This window comes from Clostridium sp. NkU-1 (assembly GCA_001312405.1).
This window is the reverse complement of record BBDR01000008.1, coordinates 61,367-77,114: the sequence shown is the minus strand read 5'-3', so window position 1 is coordinate 77,114 and position 15,748 is coordinate 61,367. Positions and strand designations below refer to the sequence as shown.

Annotated in this window: 17 protein-coding genes and 1 pseudogene; 16 read left to right on the top strand and 2 right to left on the bottom strand. The window is 43.6% G+C overall.

What is annotated here, in order from left to right; genetic code table 11:
- The first annotated feature begins 87 nt into the window (after positions 1-87).
- From JCM10519_RS13565 to JCM10519_RS29910, 14 genes are all read left to right on the top strand, one after another.
- Entirely contained in the window at positions 88-279 is a 192-nt protein-coding gene (locus JCM10519_RS13565) for a hypothetical protein (RefSeq protein WP_054739776.1), read from the top strand.
- Positions 280-395: 116 nt separating this feature from the next.
- Complete coding sequence (locus JCM10519_RS13560; protein ID WP_347844181.1) at positions 396-734, top strand: hypothetical protein; 339 nt, start codon at positions 396-398, stop codon at positions 732-734.
- A gap of 156 nt (positions 735-890) precedes the next feature.
- Positions 891-1,040 (top strand): hypothetical protein, encoded by a 150-nt coding sequence (locus JCM10519_RS29925; RefSeq protein ID WP_347844180.1) that lies wholly within the window; start codon positions 891-893, stop codon positions 1,038-1,040.
- A complete protein-coding gene (locus tag JCM10519_RS29920) occupies positions 1,027-1,200 on the top strand; it encodes a hypothetical protein (RefSeq protein WP_347844179.1) in 174 nt (57 codons plus the stop codon). The genes JCM10519_RS29925 and JCM10519_RS29920 overlap by 14 nt, the downstream gene beginning before the upstream one ends.
- 241 nt (positions 1,201-1,441) lie before the next feature.
- Positions 1,442-1,714 (top strand): hypothetical protein, encoded by a 273-nt coding sequence (locus tag JCM10519_RS13550; RefSeq protein WP_347844178.1) that lies wholly within the window; start codon positions 1,442-1,444, stop codon positions 1,712-1,714.
- 185 nt (positions 1,715-1,899) lie between these two features.
- Positions 1,900-2,409 carry a site-specific integrase gene (locus tag JCM10519_RS13545; RefSeq protein ID WP_054739768.1) on the top strand — a complete coding sequence of 170 codons (510 nt, stop codon included), beginning with the start codon at positions 1,900-1,902 and terminating at the stop codon, positions 2,407-2,409.
- Positions 2,410-2,578: 169 nt separating this feature from the next.
- Positions 2,579-2,824, top strand: coding sequence for a toxin HicA (locus JCM10519_RS13540; protein WP_054739766.1), 246 nt, complete (start codon positions 2,579-2,581; stop codon positions 2,822-2,824).
- On the top strand, positions 2,811-3,170 hold the full coding sequence (locus tag JCM10519_RS13535; protein WP_054739764.1) for a type II toxin-antitoxin system HicB family antitoxin: 360 nt from the start codon (positions 2,811-2,813) through the stop codon (positions 3,168-3,170). The genes JCM10519_RS13540 and JCM10519_RS13535 overlap by 14 nt, the downstream gene beginning before the upstream one ends.
- A 430-nt stretch (positions 3,171-3,600) precedes the next feature.
- Positions 3,601-4,029, top strand: coding sequence for a QueT transporter family protein (locus tag JCM10519_RS13530; RefSeq protein WP_347844246.1), 429 nt, complete (start codon positions 3,601-3,603; stop codon positions 4,027-4,029).
- 293 nt (positions 4,030-4,322) lie between these two features.
- A complete protein-coding gene (locus JCM10519_RS13525; RefSeq protein ID WP_347844177.1) occupies positions 4,323-5,207 on the top strand; it encodes a hypothetical protein in 885 nt (294 codons plus the stop codon).
- A 196-nt stretch (positions 5,208-5,403) separates the two neighbouring features.
- Entirely contained in the window at positions 5,404-6,783 is a 1,380-nt protein-coding gene (murC, locus tag JCM10519_RS13520; RefSeq protein WP_054739757.1) for a UDP-N-acetylmuramate--L-alanine ligase, read from the top strand.
- Positions 6,784-7,191: 408 nt separating this feature from the next.
- Positions 7,192-8,235, top strand: coding sequence for a DnaD domain protein (locus JCM10519_RS13515; RefSeq protein ID WP_054739947.1), 1,044 nt, complete (start codon positions 7,192-7,194; stop codon positions 8,233-8,235).
- Positions 8,236-8,256: 21 nt separating this feature from the next.
- The gene (locus JCM10519_RS29915; RefSeq protein WP_347844176.1) at positions 8,257-8,634 is read left to right on the top strand and encodes a hypothetical protein; all 378 of its coding nucleotides are present in this window, start codon (positions 8,257-8,259) and stop codon (positions 8,632-8,634) included.
- A complete protein-coding gene (locus tag JCM10519_RS29910; protein ID WP_347844175.1) occupies positions 8,631-9,263 on the top strand; it encodes an ATP-binding protein in 633 nt (210 codons plus the stop codon). The genes JCM10519_RS29915 and JCM10519_RS29910 overlap by 4 nt, the downstream gene beginning before the upstream one ends.
- A gap of 64 nt (positions 9,264-9,327) precedes the next feature.
- Here JCM10519_RS29910 and JCM10519_RS13505 read toward each other — a convergent pair whose 3' ends face one another.
- Positions 9,328-10,938 carry a S8 family peptidase gene (locus tag JCM10519_RS13505; protein WP_347844174.1) on the bottom strand — a complete coding sequence of 537 codons (1,611 nt, stop codon included), beginning with the start codon at positions 10,936-10,938 and terminating at the stop codon, positions 9,328-9,330.
- Between the two features lie 371 nt (positions 10,939-11,309).
- Here JCM10519_RS13505 and JCM10519_RS13500 point away from each other — a divergent pair, with 371 nt between their 5' ends.
- Both JCM10519_RS13500 and brnQ read left to right on the top strand, forming a co-directional pair.
- Positions 11,310-12,488, top strand: coding sequence for a ribose-phosphate diphosphokinase (locus tag JCM10519_RS13500; protein ID WP_054739755.1), 1,179 nt, complete (start codon positions 11,310-11,312; stop codon positions 12,486-12,488).
- Between the two features lie 10 nt (positions 12,489-12,498).
- A pseudogene (brnQ, locus tag JCM10519_RS13495) lies at positions 12,499-13,833 on the top strand (branched-chain amino acid transport system II carrier protein).
- 48 nt (positions 13,834-13,881) lie between these two features.
- Here the strand turns inward: brnQ and JCM10519_RS13490 are convergent.
- Complete coding sequence (locus tag JCM10519_RS13490; protein ID WP_054739753.1) at positions 13,882-15,744, bottom strand: AAA family ATPase; 1,863 nt, start codon at positions 15,742-15,744, stop codon at positions 13,882-13,884.
- Between the last annotated feature and the right edge of the window lie 4 nt (positions 15,745-15,748).

The following is a 15,748-nucleotide window of genomic DNA, read 5'->3' as shown; positions in this document are numbered from 1 at the left end:
CGTTTCCTGGATGTGGGTGTCAATCTAAAAGACTATCGTATCAAACATGTTGTTATTTTCCATATTTATAGGGAAGAGGTGATACAGATGGTAGGTAGAAAAAGGATTATCGAAAAAGAGACGGTTAATCTTTATATCAGAATTCCTAAGCCTTCTGAGATTGAACAGGAAATAAGAAGGCTTGAAGACGAATATACGGAAATGGAAAATAATATTAACAAAAGCTTAAAGGGATTTAAAGGCGTTTTTTTCCCAATTACCTATGCCACTTTTTGTTAAAGCGGAAAAAGGGGGAGTGCACATATGTTATAACCGGTTCAGTATGGCGATCAACGATTACCACCGTATACAGCTTTGGAAATACATGGAAGATTCACAAGAAGGCAGAGAATTTTTTGAGGGTTTCAAAGAAAAAAATTTTGCAATGGATTCCTGGACATAAAACATATGGGGATCTTGAGAGGCCGGGAAATGGTAATGGATCACTGTTAGAGGACATTAAACTTTTATTAGATCCTCTTTTAGGAAAAGAACTTGGACGGGAGGAAATGGTGGGGATTAGTGAAAAACTTTTGGATATTTTTAAAATCAGCCGTAGAAGAAGCCAGAAGGAACAAATAGCAATGAACCTAATAAAGAAGAAATTTTGTGAGTATTCCCTGCCATATACCATAAAAAATATGAGCAAGTGTAATAAAACAGGAATTTGGATAATTGAAAGGGGGTTAGAGTGATGATGGATGTATGGGTGGTCCTTTTTCCATATAAAACAGGAATTTACGAAAAGTTAAGTTCTCTGGAATATATTATGGAAACTACAGGCCTCAAATATGTAAAAAAAGATCAGAAACGAGGTTATTGCCAGAGAATATATACGGAAGCAGTACTCTTTGGAAGCCCTGTTTTTAATGGGGATTGATAACACGAATGATATGAGAAAAAATAATATGTATTGTATTCCGGCGAATTATATAGGAAATTATACGGAAACAGAAGTAAAAAAAGAAGAAGAGGAGTGGGAAGAAGATGGAGAGATGTAGACTGTTGAGTATACCGGAATTTCAAAAATATGCAGGGAATATTGGACGGAACTCTGCTTTGCGCCTTGCCCAAGAAGCGCAGGTAAGGGTAAAAATTGGGAGAAGATTACTTATAGATATAGAAAAATTTAATGACTGGGTTTCTGAAAATTCAAACTAAGGAGGTAAAGGGGCTGCTTTTACAAAAAGGCAGCCTCTATAAAAAATGGCATTAGATAAGAATGGAAAAAAAGCTGCCGAAGGGCATTAGCCAAAGGCAGATGGCCTTTATATGGGACGTTTTCAATATGAAGGGGAATTATATCCGGCAATATACGATAAAGACTTAAAAGTCGTAGTGAAAAAAACTCAATGATCTCCGATATGAAGCCACTCATCAGATGTATGCTCAGAGCAGTAAAATGACAGTTGAAATATGGTTTGAGCAGTGGATGAAGGATTTCCGGGGAATCCGCATAAAGCCTGGTACTAAAGAAGTCTATCGTAATACATATAATGCTCATATAATGCCTGTGCTAGGTAAAAAAACGGGTGACAAGTATTCGTATGGAGCAGATCAGAGATTATATAATGATATGGCAGCTAAGGATTATGCAGAAGGAACCATTAAGCTGGTGAGTGTAATTTTATTTGGTATGTTTAAAACAGGCAGTAAAATCAGGGCTGATTGTTAAAAATCCTGTAGCCATGGCAACCATACCCAAAGCAAAAGAGCGGAGAGAAAGGGTGGTATTGACTGCAGAGGAACAAAAGCAATTTTTAACATATGCTCAGAAACATAGCCAGTATTGTAGCCTGTTTCAACTTGCGCTCTTTACTGGAATGAGAAATGGGGAGGTAAGGGGGCTTCGCTGGTCGGATGTGGATTTTAGCAAAAAAAATTATCCATATTACCGGAACAATAAAATATGTAAAAGAACTGGGCCACTACATAGAGACACCTAAAACTAAAACATCAAAAAGGGATATTCCCATGCTGGAGGTTTGCTATGAATTACTTAAGGAACAAGAAAAGAATCAGAAGGAGCAAAAAGAATTGGCTGGAGATTGGTGGAAGCCACTAAAAGGTCTGGATAATCTGGTATTTACCGGCACGGATGGAAAACCAGTCAGCCGTGAAAAGATAACGGCCGAATTGAATAAAATAATCAAGAAGATGCAGGAGGAGCATATTGAAATTTCGCAATTTACATTCCATACATTGAGACATACATTTGCGACAAGAGGTCTTGAGCAGGGGATATCGTTAAAGGTCATGCAAACGATTCTTGGGCACGCCACTTTAGCAATGAGTGCAGATATTTACTCTCATGTCCTTCCTACAACAAAAAAAATTGAAATGGAAAAAATGGAGGAGATCTTTAAATAAGAATTTCTGTATTTGTGGTAAAGTTCTATTGTTGTGAACAGTGTGATACAGGAATAAAAATTTATGAGACTGTTAAATAGTTTGAAAAAATAACTAAGCGAAATATTGACACCGTATATGATACCAGAGTATAATATATTATAAAGAGAGGATTATAGATAATGTCACAATGGATAAATTATTAGATAGAATATGCTCTTTATCCAAGGATCTGCGATTTAATGAATTGCGCCGTGTTCTGGAATCCTATGGGTACGAGATGAAGTCCCCTAAAGGGGGAAGCAGCCATTATACATTTCGGAAGTCAGGCTGTATGCCAATTACCATACCAAAGAATGAGCCGATTAAAAAGATATATGTGCAGATGGTGAGAGAAATTGTTGAAAGTGAGGTGCTGGACGATGAGAACAGTTGATGAATATATGAAACTACATTATAGAATGGAGATAATAGAGGACCCTGATGAAGGAGGATATGTTGTATCATTTCCAGACTTAAAGGGGTGTATAACCTGTGCAGATACGATTGAAAAGGCCATTGATCATGCAAAGGAAGCGAAAAGGGCCTGGCTGGAGGCTATGCTTGAAGATGGTAATGAAATACCAGAGCCGGATGATTTGGATAAATATTCCGGACAGTTTAAACTGAGAATACCTAAATCCTTGCATCGCCAGTTAGCGGAACATTCAAAAAGAGAGGGAATCAGCATGAACCAGTATTGTCTGTATCTTCTCGCCCAGAATGACAGGGTACGCAATTGAATCAGGATCTATCAAACTAGGGCAGGAACTCTCCCACCTCAAGTGCATACGCATCATGTAGAGCAAGAGCCTGCCCTGTATTACAGGGCATAATTGTACCCTACACATGATTAAGGCTTGATTACTGCGATTATGAGTGATATACTGTATCCGTTGATGAGGGTTAAAAAAAGAAAAAAAGGACTATCGTTTTTTTTCAAAACTGTGTAAAAACTGTGTAGTAGCCATTTCCCTAAAGCCATCATTGATATAATAAGGCCGTGAAACCCTCGATTTTACAAGGAATTTCACATAACGACCGGTGTGTTCGAGACCTTCCACACCTAAAACAAAACTAAAGGAGAAATGAATATGCATTACAAAACTTCAGAAAAGACCTATTTCATGGTTTTTTTCAGCGGCGATTGCTGCAGTCTACACTGTGCTGACCATGATTTTTGCACCTGTCAGCTTCGGCCCCATCCAGTTTAGGATCTCAGAGATTCTTTGTATTCTGCCATTTTTCACTCCGGCAGCAATTCCTGGATTATTTATTGGGTGCTTTCTGTCAAATTTATTATGCGGAGCAGCTACCCTGGATGTGATTTTCGGAAGCCTTGCAACCCTGATCGGAGCTATCGGTTCCTATAAGCTTCGGAAAAACAGATGGCTGGTATGCCTCCCGCCGATTTTGGCAAATACCATTATCATACCATGGGTTCTGCGGTACGCTTACGGCTCAGAGGATATCATCTGGTATGCTATGCTTACGGTTGGAGCAGGGGAAATTCTCGTGATTGGAGTTCTTGGAAACATACTGCTTGGCGTGCTGAACAGCTACAGGCATGTAATATTCGGGCGTTTTATGTCAGATAAATAATAGTCTCTGGAATTATACGGTGCCGCAGCATAGCTCCATGTATTTAAAAGCTACTTTTTGAGCTTGTTCAGGTGTTTTGTAATTAGCAGCCTGAATAAGCTTTCTTTGTTATAAATAGAAAAAAATTCTATAAAAGTATTATTACAGAGAGTGTTTTCTTCCCTCATATCACAGAAATTAAAAGGCAGGTTACAATCGATATAAAAATTTTATCTAAATGTGAAAAAAAGTTACCAAAATGTAACTGCCTTCGTTTATAATTATAACATAACATAAGGATGATGGTGGAAATTATGTCAAAAGGAAGAGTGAGTGTAGTTCGCGGTACCGACCGGTATATTACCGTGGCAGTGGATGAATGCAACGACTGGAGTATTAAGGGGGTTATGTTTCATTGCGATGAATCTCAGGGAATTCAATACGGCAGTATGCTGGAGATGATTTTAAATATGGACCGTATATTTGATTCCATGGGTTGTCCAAAGCAGACATTTCAAATGCGTCATTTTCCCGGGACCAATCCTCCTGATTTTGCAACAAGGATCAGTAAGGAGGAAGAACGAAGAGGAAAACGGAACACCTTCCGTATCTATGTACAATATCGTTACCACGCCAGCTGGCAGGGACTGATCCACTGGGAGGAAGGAGATCGGCAGGAATCGTTTGAAAGCACGCTGCAATTAATACTTTTAATGAACAAGATGTTAGGAAGAGATTTCCAGATGGGACAGGAAGGGGAATCATTGAATACCTTCCATGTGGCCATAGATGCTTATGATTCAGGGCAGATCCAGGGAAACTATCAAAATATACCTGCTGACTTAACAGAACGGCACGAAGCCATGGCTGATCTTGCAGGGACCCTGGGAAATTTTATGGAAGTCAAGATTTTAAAGGAAAGAATTCCAAAATATGGAATGCAATACGGTCGTCTGATTTCCAATGAGGTTTGTTCCATGTGCAGGACAGGCGGGCTAAAGGCAACCTTTTCAATTAAAATAATGTTTCGTGAGCATTCTACATGGCAGGGCATTATTTACTGGCGGGAAGGCAGGGTGGAACAGCCCTTCCGGAGCTTCAAGGAAATGCTTTACCTGATGGTATCTGCAGTAGGAATTCCAGGGGAAGGCAGTGGCAGCCTTGAGGAAGAGGTGGCGCCGATTGCCCTGGGGTCATAAGAACTGTGTCATAAAGTGCACTTTACAGAACATAAAATCTGTAAGGTGCATTTTTTTGATTGTAATTATATTGTAGATTTTCTCGGTGCTTTCTTATATAATAAAGAAGAAAGCAGTTGCCTTTACGAAAGAAAAGCGGTAAAAGTAAAGGAAGGCATTATTTATTACAGAAAACAAAATTAAGGATGGAAAAAGCATGTATCAAATTGATTTTCATAAACCAGAGGCAATTCATTTTATTGGAATAGGCGGAATCAGCATGAGCGGGCTGGCAGAAATTCTCATTGACGAGGGATTTACCGTTACCGGGTCAGATTCCCAGAAATCAGAGCTGACACGCCATTTAGAGACAAAGGGCGCAGCAATCGCATATGGCCAGCGGGCAGAAAATATTAAAGAAGGAATTGACGTGGTTGTCTATACCGCCGCCGTACATCCCGATAATCCGGAATTTGCACAGGCCAAAGAAAAAGGACTTCCAATACTCAGCCGTGCAGAACTTCTTGGACAGATGATGAAAAATTATGAGAATTCCATAGCTGTATCCGGAACTCACGGAAAGACCACCACCACATCTATGATCACTGAGATTCTTTTGGCAGCTGAAACAGACCCCACCATATCGGTAGGCGGAATTTTAAATTCCATTGGCGGCAATATACGGGTGGGTGGCCCCAGGCTGTTTGTAACAGAAGCCTGCGAATATACCAATAGTTTTCTCTCCTTTTTCCCCACCATGGAGGTGATTCTGAACATAGAGGCTGATCATCTGGATTTCTTTAAAGATATTAAGGATATCCGTCATTCCTTCCGCCTGTTTGCTGAAAAGCTTCCCCAAACCGGCTCTCTGGTGATTAACAACGACATAGACAACAGGGAAGAGATCACACAGGGACTGCCATGCAACGTGATCACATTTGGCAAGAAGCCGGGAAGCAGATATCAGGCCGAAGCCATCCGTTTTGACGAATTGGCAAGGGCTACTTATGATTTAAAGGTGGATGGAAGTATTGTGGATACCGTAACGCTTGGCGTTCCGGGAGAGCATAATGTGTATAATTCCCTGGCAGCTGCGGCAGTCTGTACAGAGCTGGGAATTTCTGTAGAGCAGATTAAAAAGGGTTTGAAGCGTTTTACCGGCACCAACCGGCGTTTTGAAAAAAAGGGAGAGCTGTCCGGCATCACCATAATTGATGATTACGCCCACCATCCCCAGGAAATTAAGGCGACTATTGAAACGGCAAAGCACTATCCTCATCAGAAGCTGTGGGTGGCATTCCAGCCTCATACCTATACCAGGACAAAGGCATTTCTGGACGAATTTGCAGAGGCACTGTCCCTGGCTGACGAGGTGATCCTGGCGGACATCTATGCGGCCCGCGAAGCAGACGATTTAGGCATCAGCTCTAAGGATATTGCGGAGAGAATCGAGAAAAGAGGTGTAAAATGCCACTATATTTCATCCTTTGATGAGATTGAGACATTTATTTTGGAAAATTGTATACACGGTGATTTGTTGATAACTATGGGGGCCGGAGACATAGTAAAAGTGGGGGAAAAGCTTTTAGGCTTATAGTTATCCACATTATCCACATAGTTTTCAACATTTTATGTTAAGAAGCTATGTGGATTTTTAATTTACATAATTTATATTCTTACAATTTACAAAATCTCGGTTTTATCAGCAAATCGACATGATTTGGTGGAGAAATCCTAATTATGTATACCTGGTTTCCACATTATCCACATTATCCACAATTCATTTAGTGGATAACTGCACCTATTTTCTTTTAATGGGAGCTGTGGTATGATATTCACGAAGGCAATGAGCAGTGCGAAATAGGACATGACAAGATTTTCGTTGTGCTTGCACATAAGAAAATCTTGTCATGGCCTATTTCATAGGGCGAATGCCCGTGAGCGAGAGAAGCCTGTGGCTTCTCTCGCTGCACTGCGGACTGGCGTTACAAAAAAAGGTGAGGTTATGTCATTGAATATTAAAAGCAGTTTCAAGATCAGCGTTACGGTGATTTCCAATGAGTTCATTGATGAACATATGGCTGCGGCCAATGGAGAATATATAAAAGAATACTTATATTTGATGCGCCATGAAGGGGAAGAAATCACCGTTTCCATGATTGCGGATGCGTTAAACCATACAGAAGCGGATGTAGCCCGGGCTTTATCCTATTGGAAGAATGCCGGAGCCCTTAAAGAGTGCACACCAATAAAACAGACTGTATCCCCAGCGGCATCTGAGACAGCCTGTTCCGGAATAAGCGTAGAGAAACAAGCGCCCCCCCCATCCCCCGTCCGCCGTACGGTCTATTCGCCTGAGAAGATAAGCGGACTTGCCGGAGATGAGGATTTTTCCCAGCTTCTTTATATCGCCCAGAAATATATGAATAAGGTATTCACCCAAAGGGAGTGCGAGGTGTTTGCCTACCTTTATGACGGCCTTCATATGCCGTCCGAACTGTTGGAATATGTGGTGGAGTATTGTGTGCAGGGCGGACACAGCAGCATCCGTTATATTGAAACAGTGGCTATCAGCTGGCATGAAAAAGGGTTCCGGACCGTGGATGATGCCAAGAGCTATGCTCTTACCTTTACCAAGGATTCCTTTGCTGTCATGAAAGCCTTTGGATTAAATGACCGGAAGCCGGGAGATATGGAGAGGGATTTTATAGACAGATGGTTCCGTGCCTATGGATTTACCAGGGAGCTGGTGGTTGAAGCCTGTAACAGGACCCTGGCAGCCACCCATGCACCCAGTTTCCAGTATGCGGACAAAATATTGGAGGGCTGGAAAAAGGCCGGGGTTCGCTCCATGGAAGAGGTCAGGAAACAGGATGAACAGTATGCGGGCCGCATGAGGAGCGGAGAGCAGAAAACAGGAAAAAGCGGAGAAAATAAGCAGGCTCAAAACCAAAAGGGAAAAAAGGGACAGAACCAGTTTCAGAATTTCCCTCAAAGGGAGATTGATTATGATGCCCTTGTTCTAAGGCAATTAACGGAGCAGCAGTAGTTACATAAGGCAGCAGGAGAAATGGAGGTAATTATGGCGCTGAGCAATTCACAGTACGATGCTATCATGCGGGCATATGGGCAGCAACAGTTTAAGAACCGCCATGAACAGGAGGAGAGGATTGCGGAAGTATACTGTAAGATTCCGGTTATTAAAGAACTTGATGATTTCATCAGCACCAGTGCGGTGACCAGTGCGCGCAGACTCCTTGATGGGGACAAGGGAGCCCTTAAGGACTTAAGAAGTGAAATTGCAGACTTGAGAGAACAGAAGAGTGTTCTTTTAAAGGCGGCCGGTTTTACGGCAGATTATATGGAGATGCGGTACCGGTGCCCGGATTGTAAGGATACCGGATACGCAGATGGGATCAAGTGCACTGTTTCCGCCAGTCTGAAATGAAATATCTTTATGCCCAGTCAAACATTGAACAGATTATTGCGGTGGAAAATTTCAGCACTTTCTCTTATGACTACTTTGATGATACCAGGGTGGTCCCCGTTCTTAACAGGACCGTCAGACAGTATATGGGACAGGTTGTGGAGACCTGTAAGAACTTTGTAAAGGAATTTACCACGGAACACGGAAACCTGCTGTTTACAGGCCCTACCGGAGTCGGTAAGACATTCCTCACCAACTGCATTGCAAAGGAGCTGATTGACCGGTACTATTCCGTAATATATTTATCAGCCAATGATTTGTTTGAGGTGTTTTCCAAGAACCGGTTTGATTACCAGGATGAAGAGGATATGAAAGGGATGTACCAGTATATTCTGGACTGCGACCTTCTGATCATAGATGATTTGGGAACAGAGCTTAATAACAGCTTTACGTCTTCAGAATTGTTTTACTGTATCAACGAACGGCTTAATTCTTCCAGGGCCACCATTATTTCCACCAACCATCCCATGAATGAGCTCAGGGACCGGTATACGGAACGAGTGACCTCCAGGTTGATCAGCCGCTATACGGTGATTCCTCTTTATGGAGATGATATTCGAATTAGAAAAAAAGAAAGACGTGCCAGGTAGCTAAAAAATCCAGGAGGCCCTTTTGTACAGTCGGGCTCCTGGATTTTTATGTTCTTTGGGACTGTCAGAGACTGGCAAGACGTTCAAAAAGTCTGTTGATATCCACCTGGCCATATCCCCAAATATTATTAGGATAAACATTGGAGCTGCTGCGCGTTGCACTGCTTATTAAGAGGCGGTTCACATTATTACCGGTTATTCGGGGATAATTACCTCTGACAATCGCCCATTCAAACACCATTGCAACGATTCCGGCTGTATGGGCCGCAGCAGCTCCGGTACCTGTTACGGACCCATACTGGTTTCTGGGCACCGCACAGGTGAGCTGGTTGCCCGGCGCAGCCAGGTCAGGCTTGATCTCGCCGATTCTTGTATAGCCTCTGCCTGATTCCGGCAGGATGCTGTTATTGGTATCGTCATAACCGGCAACCGTCAGCTGATGCCTTCCATTTCCGGGAGCGGTTATGGTGGTATCTGGATTTGAATTGAGAAAATACGTTTCTCTTGAGATAAGGTCTCCGGAAGGCAGCCAGGAATGGAATGAAAAGGGTTCGCTTTCAATGTTTTGTACCCGCAGGTACCAGATTCCGGGCAGGAGGTTGTTAAACCGCAGCAGGATGAGCTGATCTCCGTTTCCCTCCTCAAATAAAATGTTGTTAACGTAGATGGTAGTCTGGTTAAATATGAAACTGAACCGTCTGCATTGATTGAAGGTAGGAAAAACCGGCTGGGTGGATTCCCGGTTTGGAGAAGAGATATCTACGGAAAGCCGTGCCGGCGCATATGACCAGATCTCCATGGAAAACATACTATCATTGCTCCCTACTCTTAACTCAAAATCATTGTAATAGGGAGCTGCATTCGTAGCGTTAAAATAATGTCTCTGATTGTTTCCTTCATTGCCGGCGGAAACACATACTCCGATTCCAGGCAGCAATGTAAGGTAATCGATGTAGCTGTCAATGGCTCCTCTGCCGTCATGGCCGCCCTGGCTGCTTCCTAAAGCAATGCATACCACAAGGGGGCGGCTATACCGCTGCGAAATCGTGGCCGCATAACGGAGGCCCAGAATGATATCAGATTCCTGATAGCAGAGAGTATTTTCCGGAACAAAGAAGATTTTTTTTAAGTTTTGTTTTGCTTCTTTCAGTTTAACGACAATAAGATCAGCCTGAGGCACGACACCGCTGAAGGCTTCGGCATCATTTGGGGTACCGGCCAAAACACTGGCTATGGCAGTTCCGTGTCCGATAGGATCCGTTGTGGGTACAAGGGATAAAGGGTCCTCTGAGCTTAATGCGGCATTGATCTGCTCTCTGCTGTATTCGGAACCGAATGTAAAGGTATCGGGAATTGTACCGGTTTGCACTGTCTGGTCCCATATCGAGAAGATACGGGAGGTTCCGTCATTATATTTAAATGCGGGATGCTGGTAGTCGATTCCGGTATCAATGACAGCCACCATGACTCCTCTGCCAAACAGGGCAAGGAAAGGGTTTCTCTGAACGGTGGAGATGCCGGATTTTTCCAGGCTCGTAGTAGAGGTAAGTGTATAGAGAAAGGGGAAACTGTTATAGGGATGACGGCCTAAATCACAGGGATCTACGGTGCTGACAGGTATATGCAGAAGAGAATCCCTTATATTTAAAAAAAGTGATATTATTTCCAGTATCATAGGAAGGAGCCAGGGTATTACTGATAATTAAGTCATAATAATTATTATCCAAGATTTTTAACAAGATTAATCCTCCTGTATTTAATGGGTACATGATACATTTTATGCGGAAAAACGCCTATTATGAAGATCCCCTGGAGTATTGCTGTGAATTAGAAAGCCAGCCTGTAATGCCGGTTTTTTTATTTAGAAAGGTTTAAGAAAAAAAGGTTTGGCTTTAAACGTAAGAAATTAGCAGTTGCATCAAGTGCGGCCAAAGGTTACAATGAAATATAAAGAGTTTTAATCGCATCGATTAACTTGACTATTTCCGCACATAATGTTATAAAAGAACCGTTGCATTGTATTAGGATACGTTGGAGGAGAAAAGAATGCTTTACGAAGAAAAGACGATAGAAACCATTCCGGTAGGTCCGCTGGGTTTGATACCGTTAAAAAGTTGCAAGGAGCTGGGAGATAAGGTCAACGATTACCTGGTGGCATGGAGACAGGAACGGGAGAGCGAGCATAAGTCTACCATCGCTTTTTCAGGCTATCAGAGAGATTCCTATATTATCGGAGCCAGCACGCCAAGGTTTGGAACCGGCGAAGCAAAGGGTACCCTGCAGGAATCCGTGCGGGGAGATGATCTTTATTTCATGGTGGATGTGTGTAATTACAGCCTTACTTATTCTCTTTGCGGGATGACCAATCACATGTCACCTGATGACCATTTCCAGGATTTGAAGCGCCTTATTGCTGCGTCAGCAGGAAAGGCACGCCGCATCAATGTGATCATGCCTTTCTTATATGAGAGCAGACAGCATAAGAGGTCCAGCAGAGAATCCTTAGACTGCGCGCTGGCGCTTCGGGAGCTGGTGAATATGGGAGTTGAGAACATCATTACCTTTGATGCCCATGACCCGAGAGTGCAGAATGCCATTCCTTTAAAGGGCTTTGAGACTGTTCAGCCTATTTATCAGTTTATTAAATACTTACTGAAGGAAGAGAAGGAACTGGATATTGACAGCGAGCATATGATGGTCATCAGCCCGGATGAGGGAGGCATGGGACGTGCTGTGTTCTTTGCCAATGTTCTTGGTCTTGACATGGGTATGTTCTATAAGCGCAGGGATTATACTCAGATCGTTAACGGACGCAATCCCATTGTTGCCCATGAATTTTTGGGAAGCAGCGTAGAAGGCAAAGACGTGATCATTGTTGACGATATGATTTCTTCCGGTGAAAGCATGCTGGATGTAGCCAAGGAGCTTAAGAGAAGAAAAGCCAGGAAAGTATTCGTTTGTTCCACCTTTGGCCTTTTTACCAACGGTCTTGCAAAGTTTGATGAATATTATGAGAATGGGTTTATTGACAGGATCCTAACAACCAACCTGGTTTATCAGACTCCTGATCTCTTGTCCCGTCCATACTACATCAATGTTGATATGAGTAAGTACATTGCGCTGATCATCGATAATTTAAACCATGACGCCTCCTTAAGCGAGCTTTTAAATCCGACCACCAGAATTAACCGGCTTTTAGAGCGCTACCGCGCAGGCGACAGGTAGAGAAGGGCATATGGAAAAATTATCGAAGCAGAAGCTGGTCTTAGTGGGCCTTACACTTTTCTCCATGTTTTTTGGGGCGGGAAATCTTATTTTTCCGCCCTATTTGGGTGCATCCGCGGGAACTAATACCTGGATTGCCATGACAGGCTTTGCGGTGACTGCCATTGGATTTCCGGTTCTTGGCGTGGTTGCAGTGGCCAGGTCCGGCGGCCTTGATAAGCTGGCCGGCCATGTTCATCCCAGATTTGCATTTATTTTTACACTGCTCATTTATCTATCCATTGGACCGTGTCTTGCCATTCCCAGAACCGCCAGCACGTCCTTTGAGATGGCTGTGGTTCCTTTTTTTAAAGGAAGAAGGCGCAGGTGCTCTGCCCCAGTTCCTTTATTCTGCGGTATTCTTTGCCATTGCCTTTATTGTGGCTTTAAAACCGGATAAGCTGACAGACAGGCTGGGAAAGATACTGACTCCCTGTCTTTTGACTCTGATCGTGGTGATATTTGCAGGCTGCATGATCCATCCGGCAGGTTCCTACGGGATTCCGGCAAAGTCCTATGGGTCCAATCCCTTTGTAAAAGGATTTCTGGAGGGATACCTGACCATGGATACTATTGCTGCCTTGAATTTTGGAATTATTATCTCTTTGAATGTTCGGGCAATGGGAATCAAACAGGAGGCCTCTGTGGTCAGGGAGACCATTCAGGCTGGTTTTATCGCAGGAGGTGTCCTTCTTCTTGTATACAGTGCTCTGGCCCATGTAGGAGCCGTTACAGGCGGTGCACTGGGGATAGGGGAAAACGGCGCCCAGACTTTAAATCAGGCGGTACGTTTTTTGTATGGAAATGTAGGGCTTGTGATGCTGGCCGTCATTTTCTTTATTGCCTGTTTAAACACCTGTATCGGCCTTATCAGCTGCTGCAGCAGGTATTTCTGCACCATTATACCAAGGTGGGATATCGCGCCTGGGCGCTTCTTTTCGCACTGGTGAGCCTGGTGATCTCCAATATCGGCCTTAACAGGATTTTGGAAGTCTCAGTTCCGGTGCTGAATGCGATTTACCCTGTATCCATTGTCCTTATTCTGCTGTCCTTTGGTTTCCCGGATGGAAAGAAGTGGAGGGCCGTATATGTATGTTCCATTGGACTCACTGGAATCGCCAGTGTGCTTTTGTCTCTGGAACAGGCGGGCCTTGGCTTTTTAAATACCGGGCTCTCCAGGCTTCCCCTTTATGATATAGGGCTTGGCTGGATCGGACCGGCCATTGCAGGGCTTTTAGCCGGGGTTTTAGCGGGTATTGCCGGCAATAGGAAGAGATATAGGCTGATAGGAAAAAGACTGTCATGAGCCGGATAACCGGCATGACAGTCTTTTTATTGGAACATTATGTTATAATTAAATTTCCACCAGATGATAAGGGATCAGGTTTGCGGTCAGCATCTGCGCCTCCCGCTGATGGCAGGTGAAGATAATGACCTGGTCGGAGTAAGTGTTCACCAGCCACTTTAAGGCGGTCCGGAGCCTGTCATCATCATACAGCACAAAGCTGTCGTCAAATATGAATGGCATCCGTTCCATGCCCTCCTGGATCAAGGTAGCGGCTGCCAGGCGAAGGGCTAAGTAGACCTGGTCCATGGTGCCGCTGCTGACCTGTTCTAAGGGAACCAGTTTGGTTCTTGTATTCAAAAACACGTTTAAGTTCTCGTCCACGCTCATGCTGGTATAGATTCCACCTGTGATCCCGGCGATGAGGTCGGAAGCCGTTTTATTTAAATACAGGCCAAAGGAGTCCCGGATAGAGGAAGAGAGGCTTGTCATAGTTTCCAGTGCCAGGTCAATGGCGGATATTTCTTCCCGGATCCGGTCATTCTCTGTCAGGATATGCTTAAGCCCTTCTGCCTGGGTCTTGCAGTTTGATAAATGCTCCAGCTTTCGTTCCAGCTCCCACTGGCTTTTCTGCTGCTTTTCAATGGATTCCCCGCAGTTTTCCTGTTTCTTTGAAAGCTCTTCAATTTCTTTTGCTTTCTGTGCGATGACAGCCTCGGATTTGGATACAGCAGAGCATAAGCGGGTAAATTCTGCCATTCTCGTCTGGAATGCCTTGATCGCTTCTGGGGAAATTTCCGTATTTCCCAAATGTCTGGAAAGGATCTCCTGCAGGATCTTGGCGCTCATTTCCATGTCCTTCTGGCTGTGCCTCAGCCGTAAGAACAGGATCAGACCGATCAGGTAGAAAATAGTGGCTGTCACGATAAAAATGCCAAGCAAAAGAATGAGATCAAGCCCATAGTAAGCGGTGAAATAATTTGCTTCCCCCAGATAATAAAGCACTCCTGTGCCGCATAAAAGCATGGTGGCAATGATCAGGGAAAGGACGGAGAAGATCTTTCTCGGCTTTTTATTGCTGGCCGCCATGGCTTCCATGTATTCTTCATAATTTTCCTGAGCCTTTGCCTGACAGGCATTAATGGAGGCCTGGTCGGAAAACTGGTTGCTGTTTAATACCTGCCGGCCTCTTGCAGCCTTTTGAAGGAGTTCTTCCTTTTCCTTCTGCTGTTCCTCAATGGAAATCTTGATATGGGAACGGAGCTTATGATATTCCTGTATCTGGTTTTCATATTCCGGAGATGAGATTTCTTTTTCCGTGTTGCGGATTTCGCTTAATAGAGAGGTGTAGGTCCGGGCCGCTTCCGGAACCATCTGGGATTCCAGCTCCTTTTTCTGTGATTTTAAAAAGGCAGCAGCTCTTGTTATGTTAAGCGCTAAGTTTCCTGTTGTGTTTAAGTTGGCTATGTAATTTTTAAGTTCAGAAACCATGCCTTCATCGGTAGCGCTTTTTAGCTGGCCGATACTGACGGTGTTAATGTAAGCGGCTTCACTTAAACCACATAATAAGTCATCTAAAAATGCCTTAGTCGGTTCTACCTCACGTCCGGCGGTTTCATCAACGATTTTAAACTCTTTTTTGTTCTTTTGGAAGGTACGCTCGATCCGGTAAATGTGTTCCTTATGCTCCAACCGGATCTGCCCTTCATAAGTACCGCTGTTTTCCCAGGGCTCGAATTTTGTATAAAGATCATTACGGGATGCACGGCCTCTCTGACGCTCAATGCCGAAAAGCATTCCCCGGATGAATGTATGAATGGTGGATTTTCCAGCCTCATTCTTGCCATAAACGATATTTAATCCATCCCGGAATGTAAGGTTTCTGCCATGGAATTTCCCAAAGCCATTGATATAGATATCAATTATTTTCATGGGG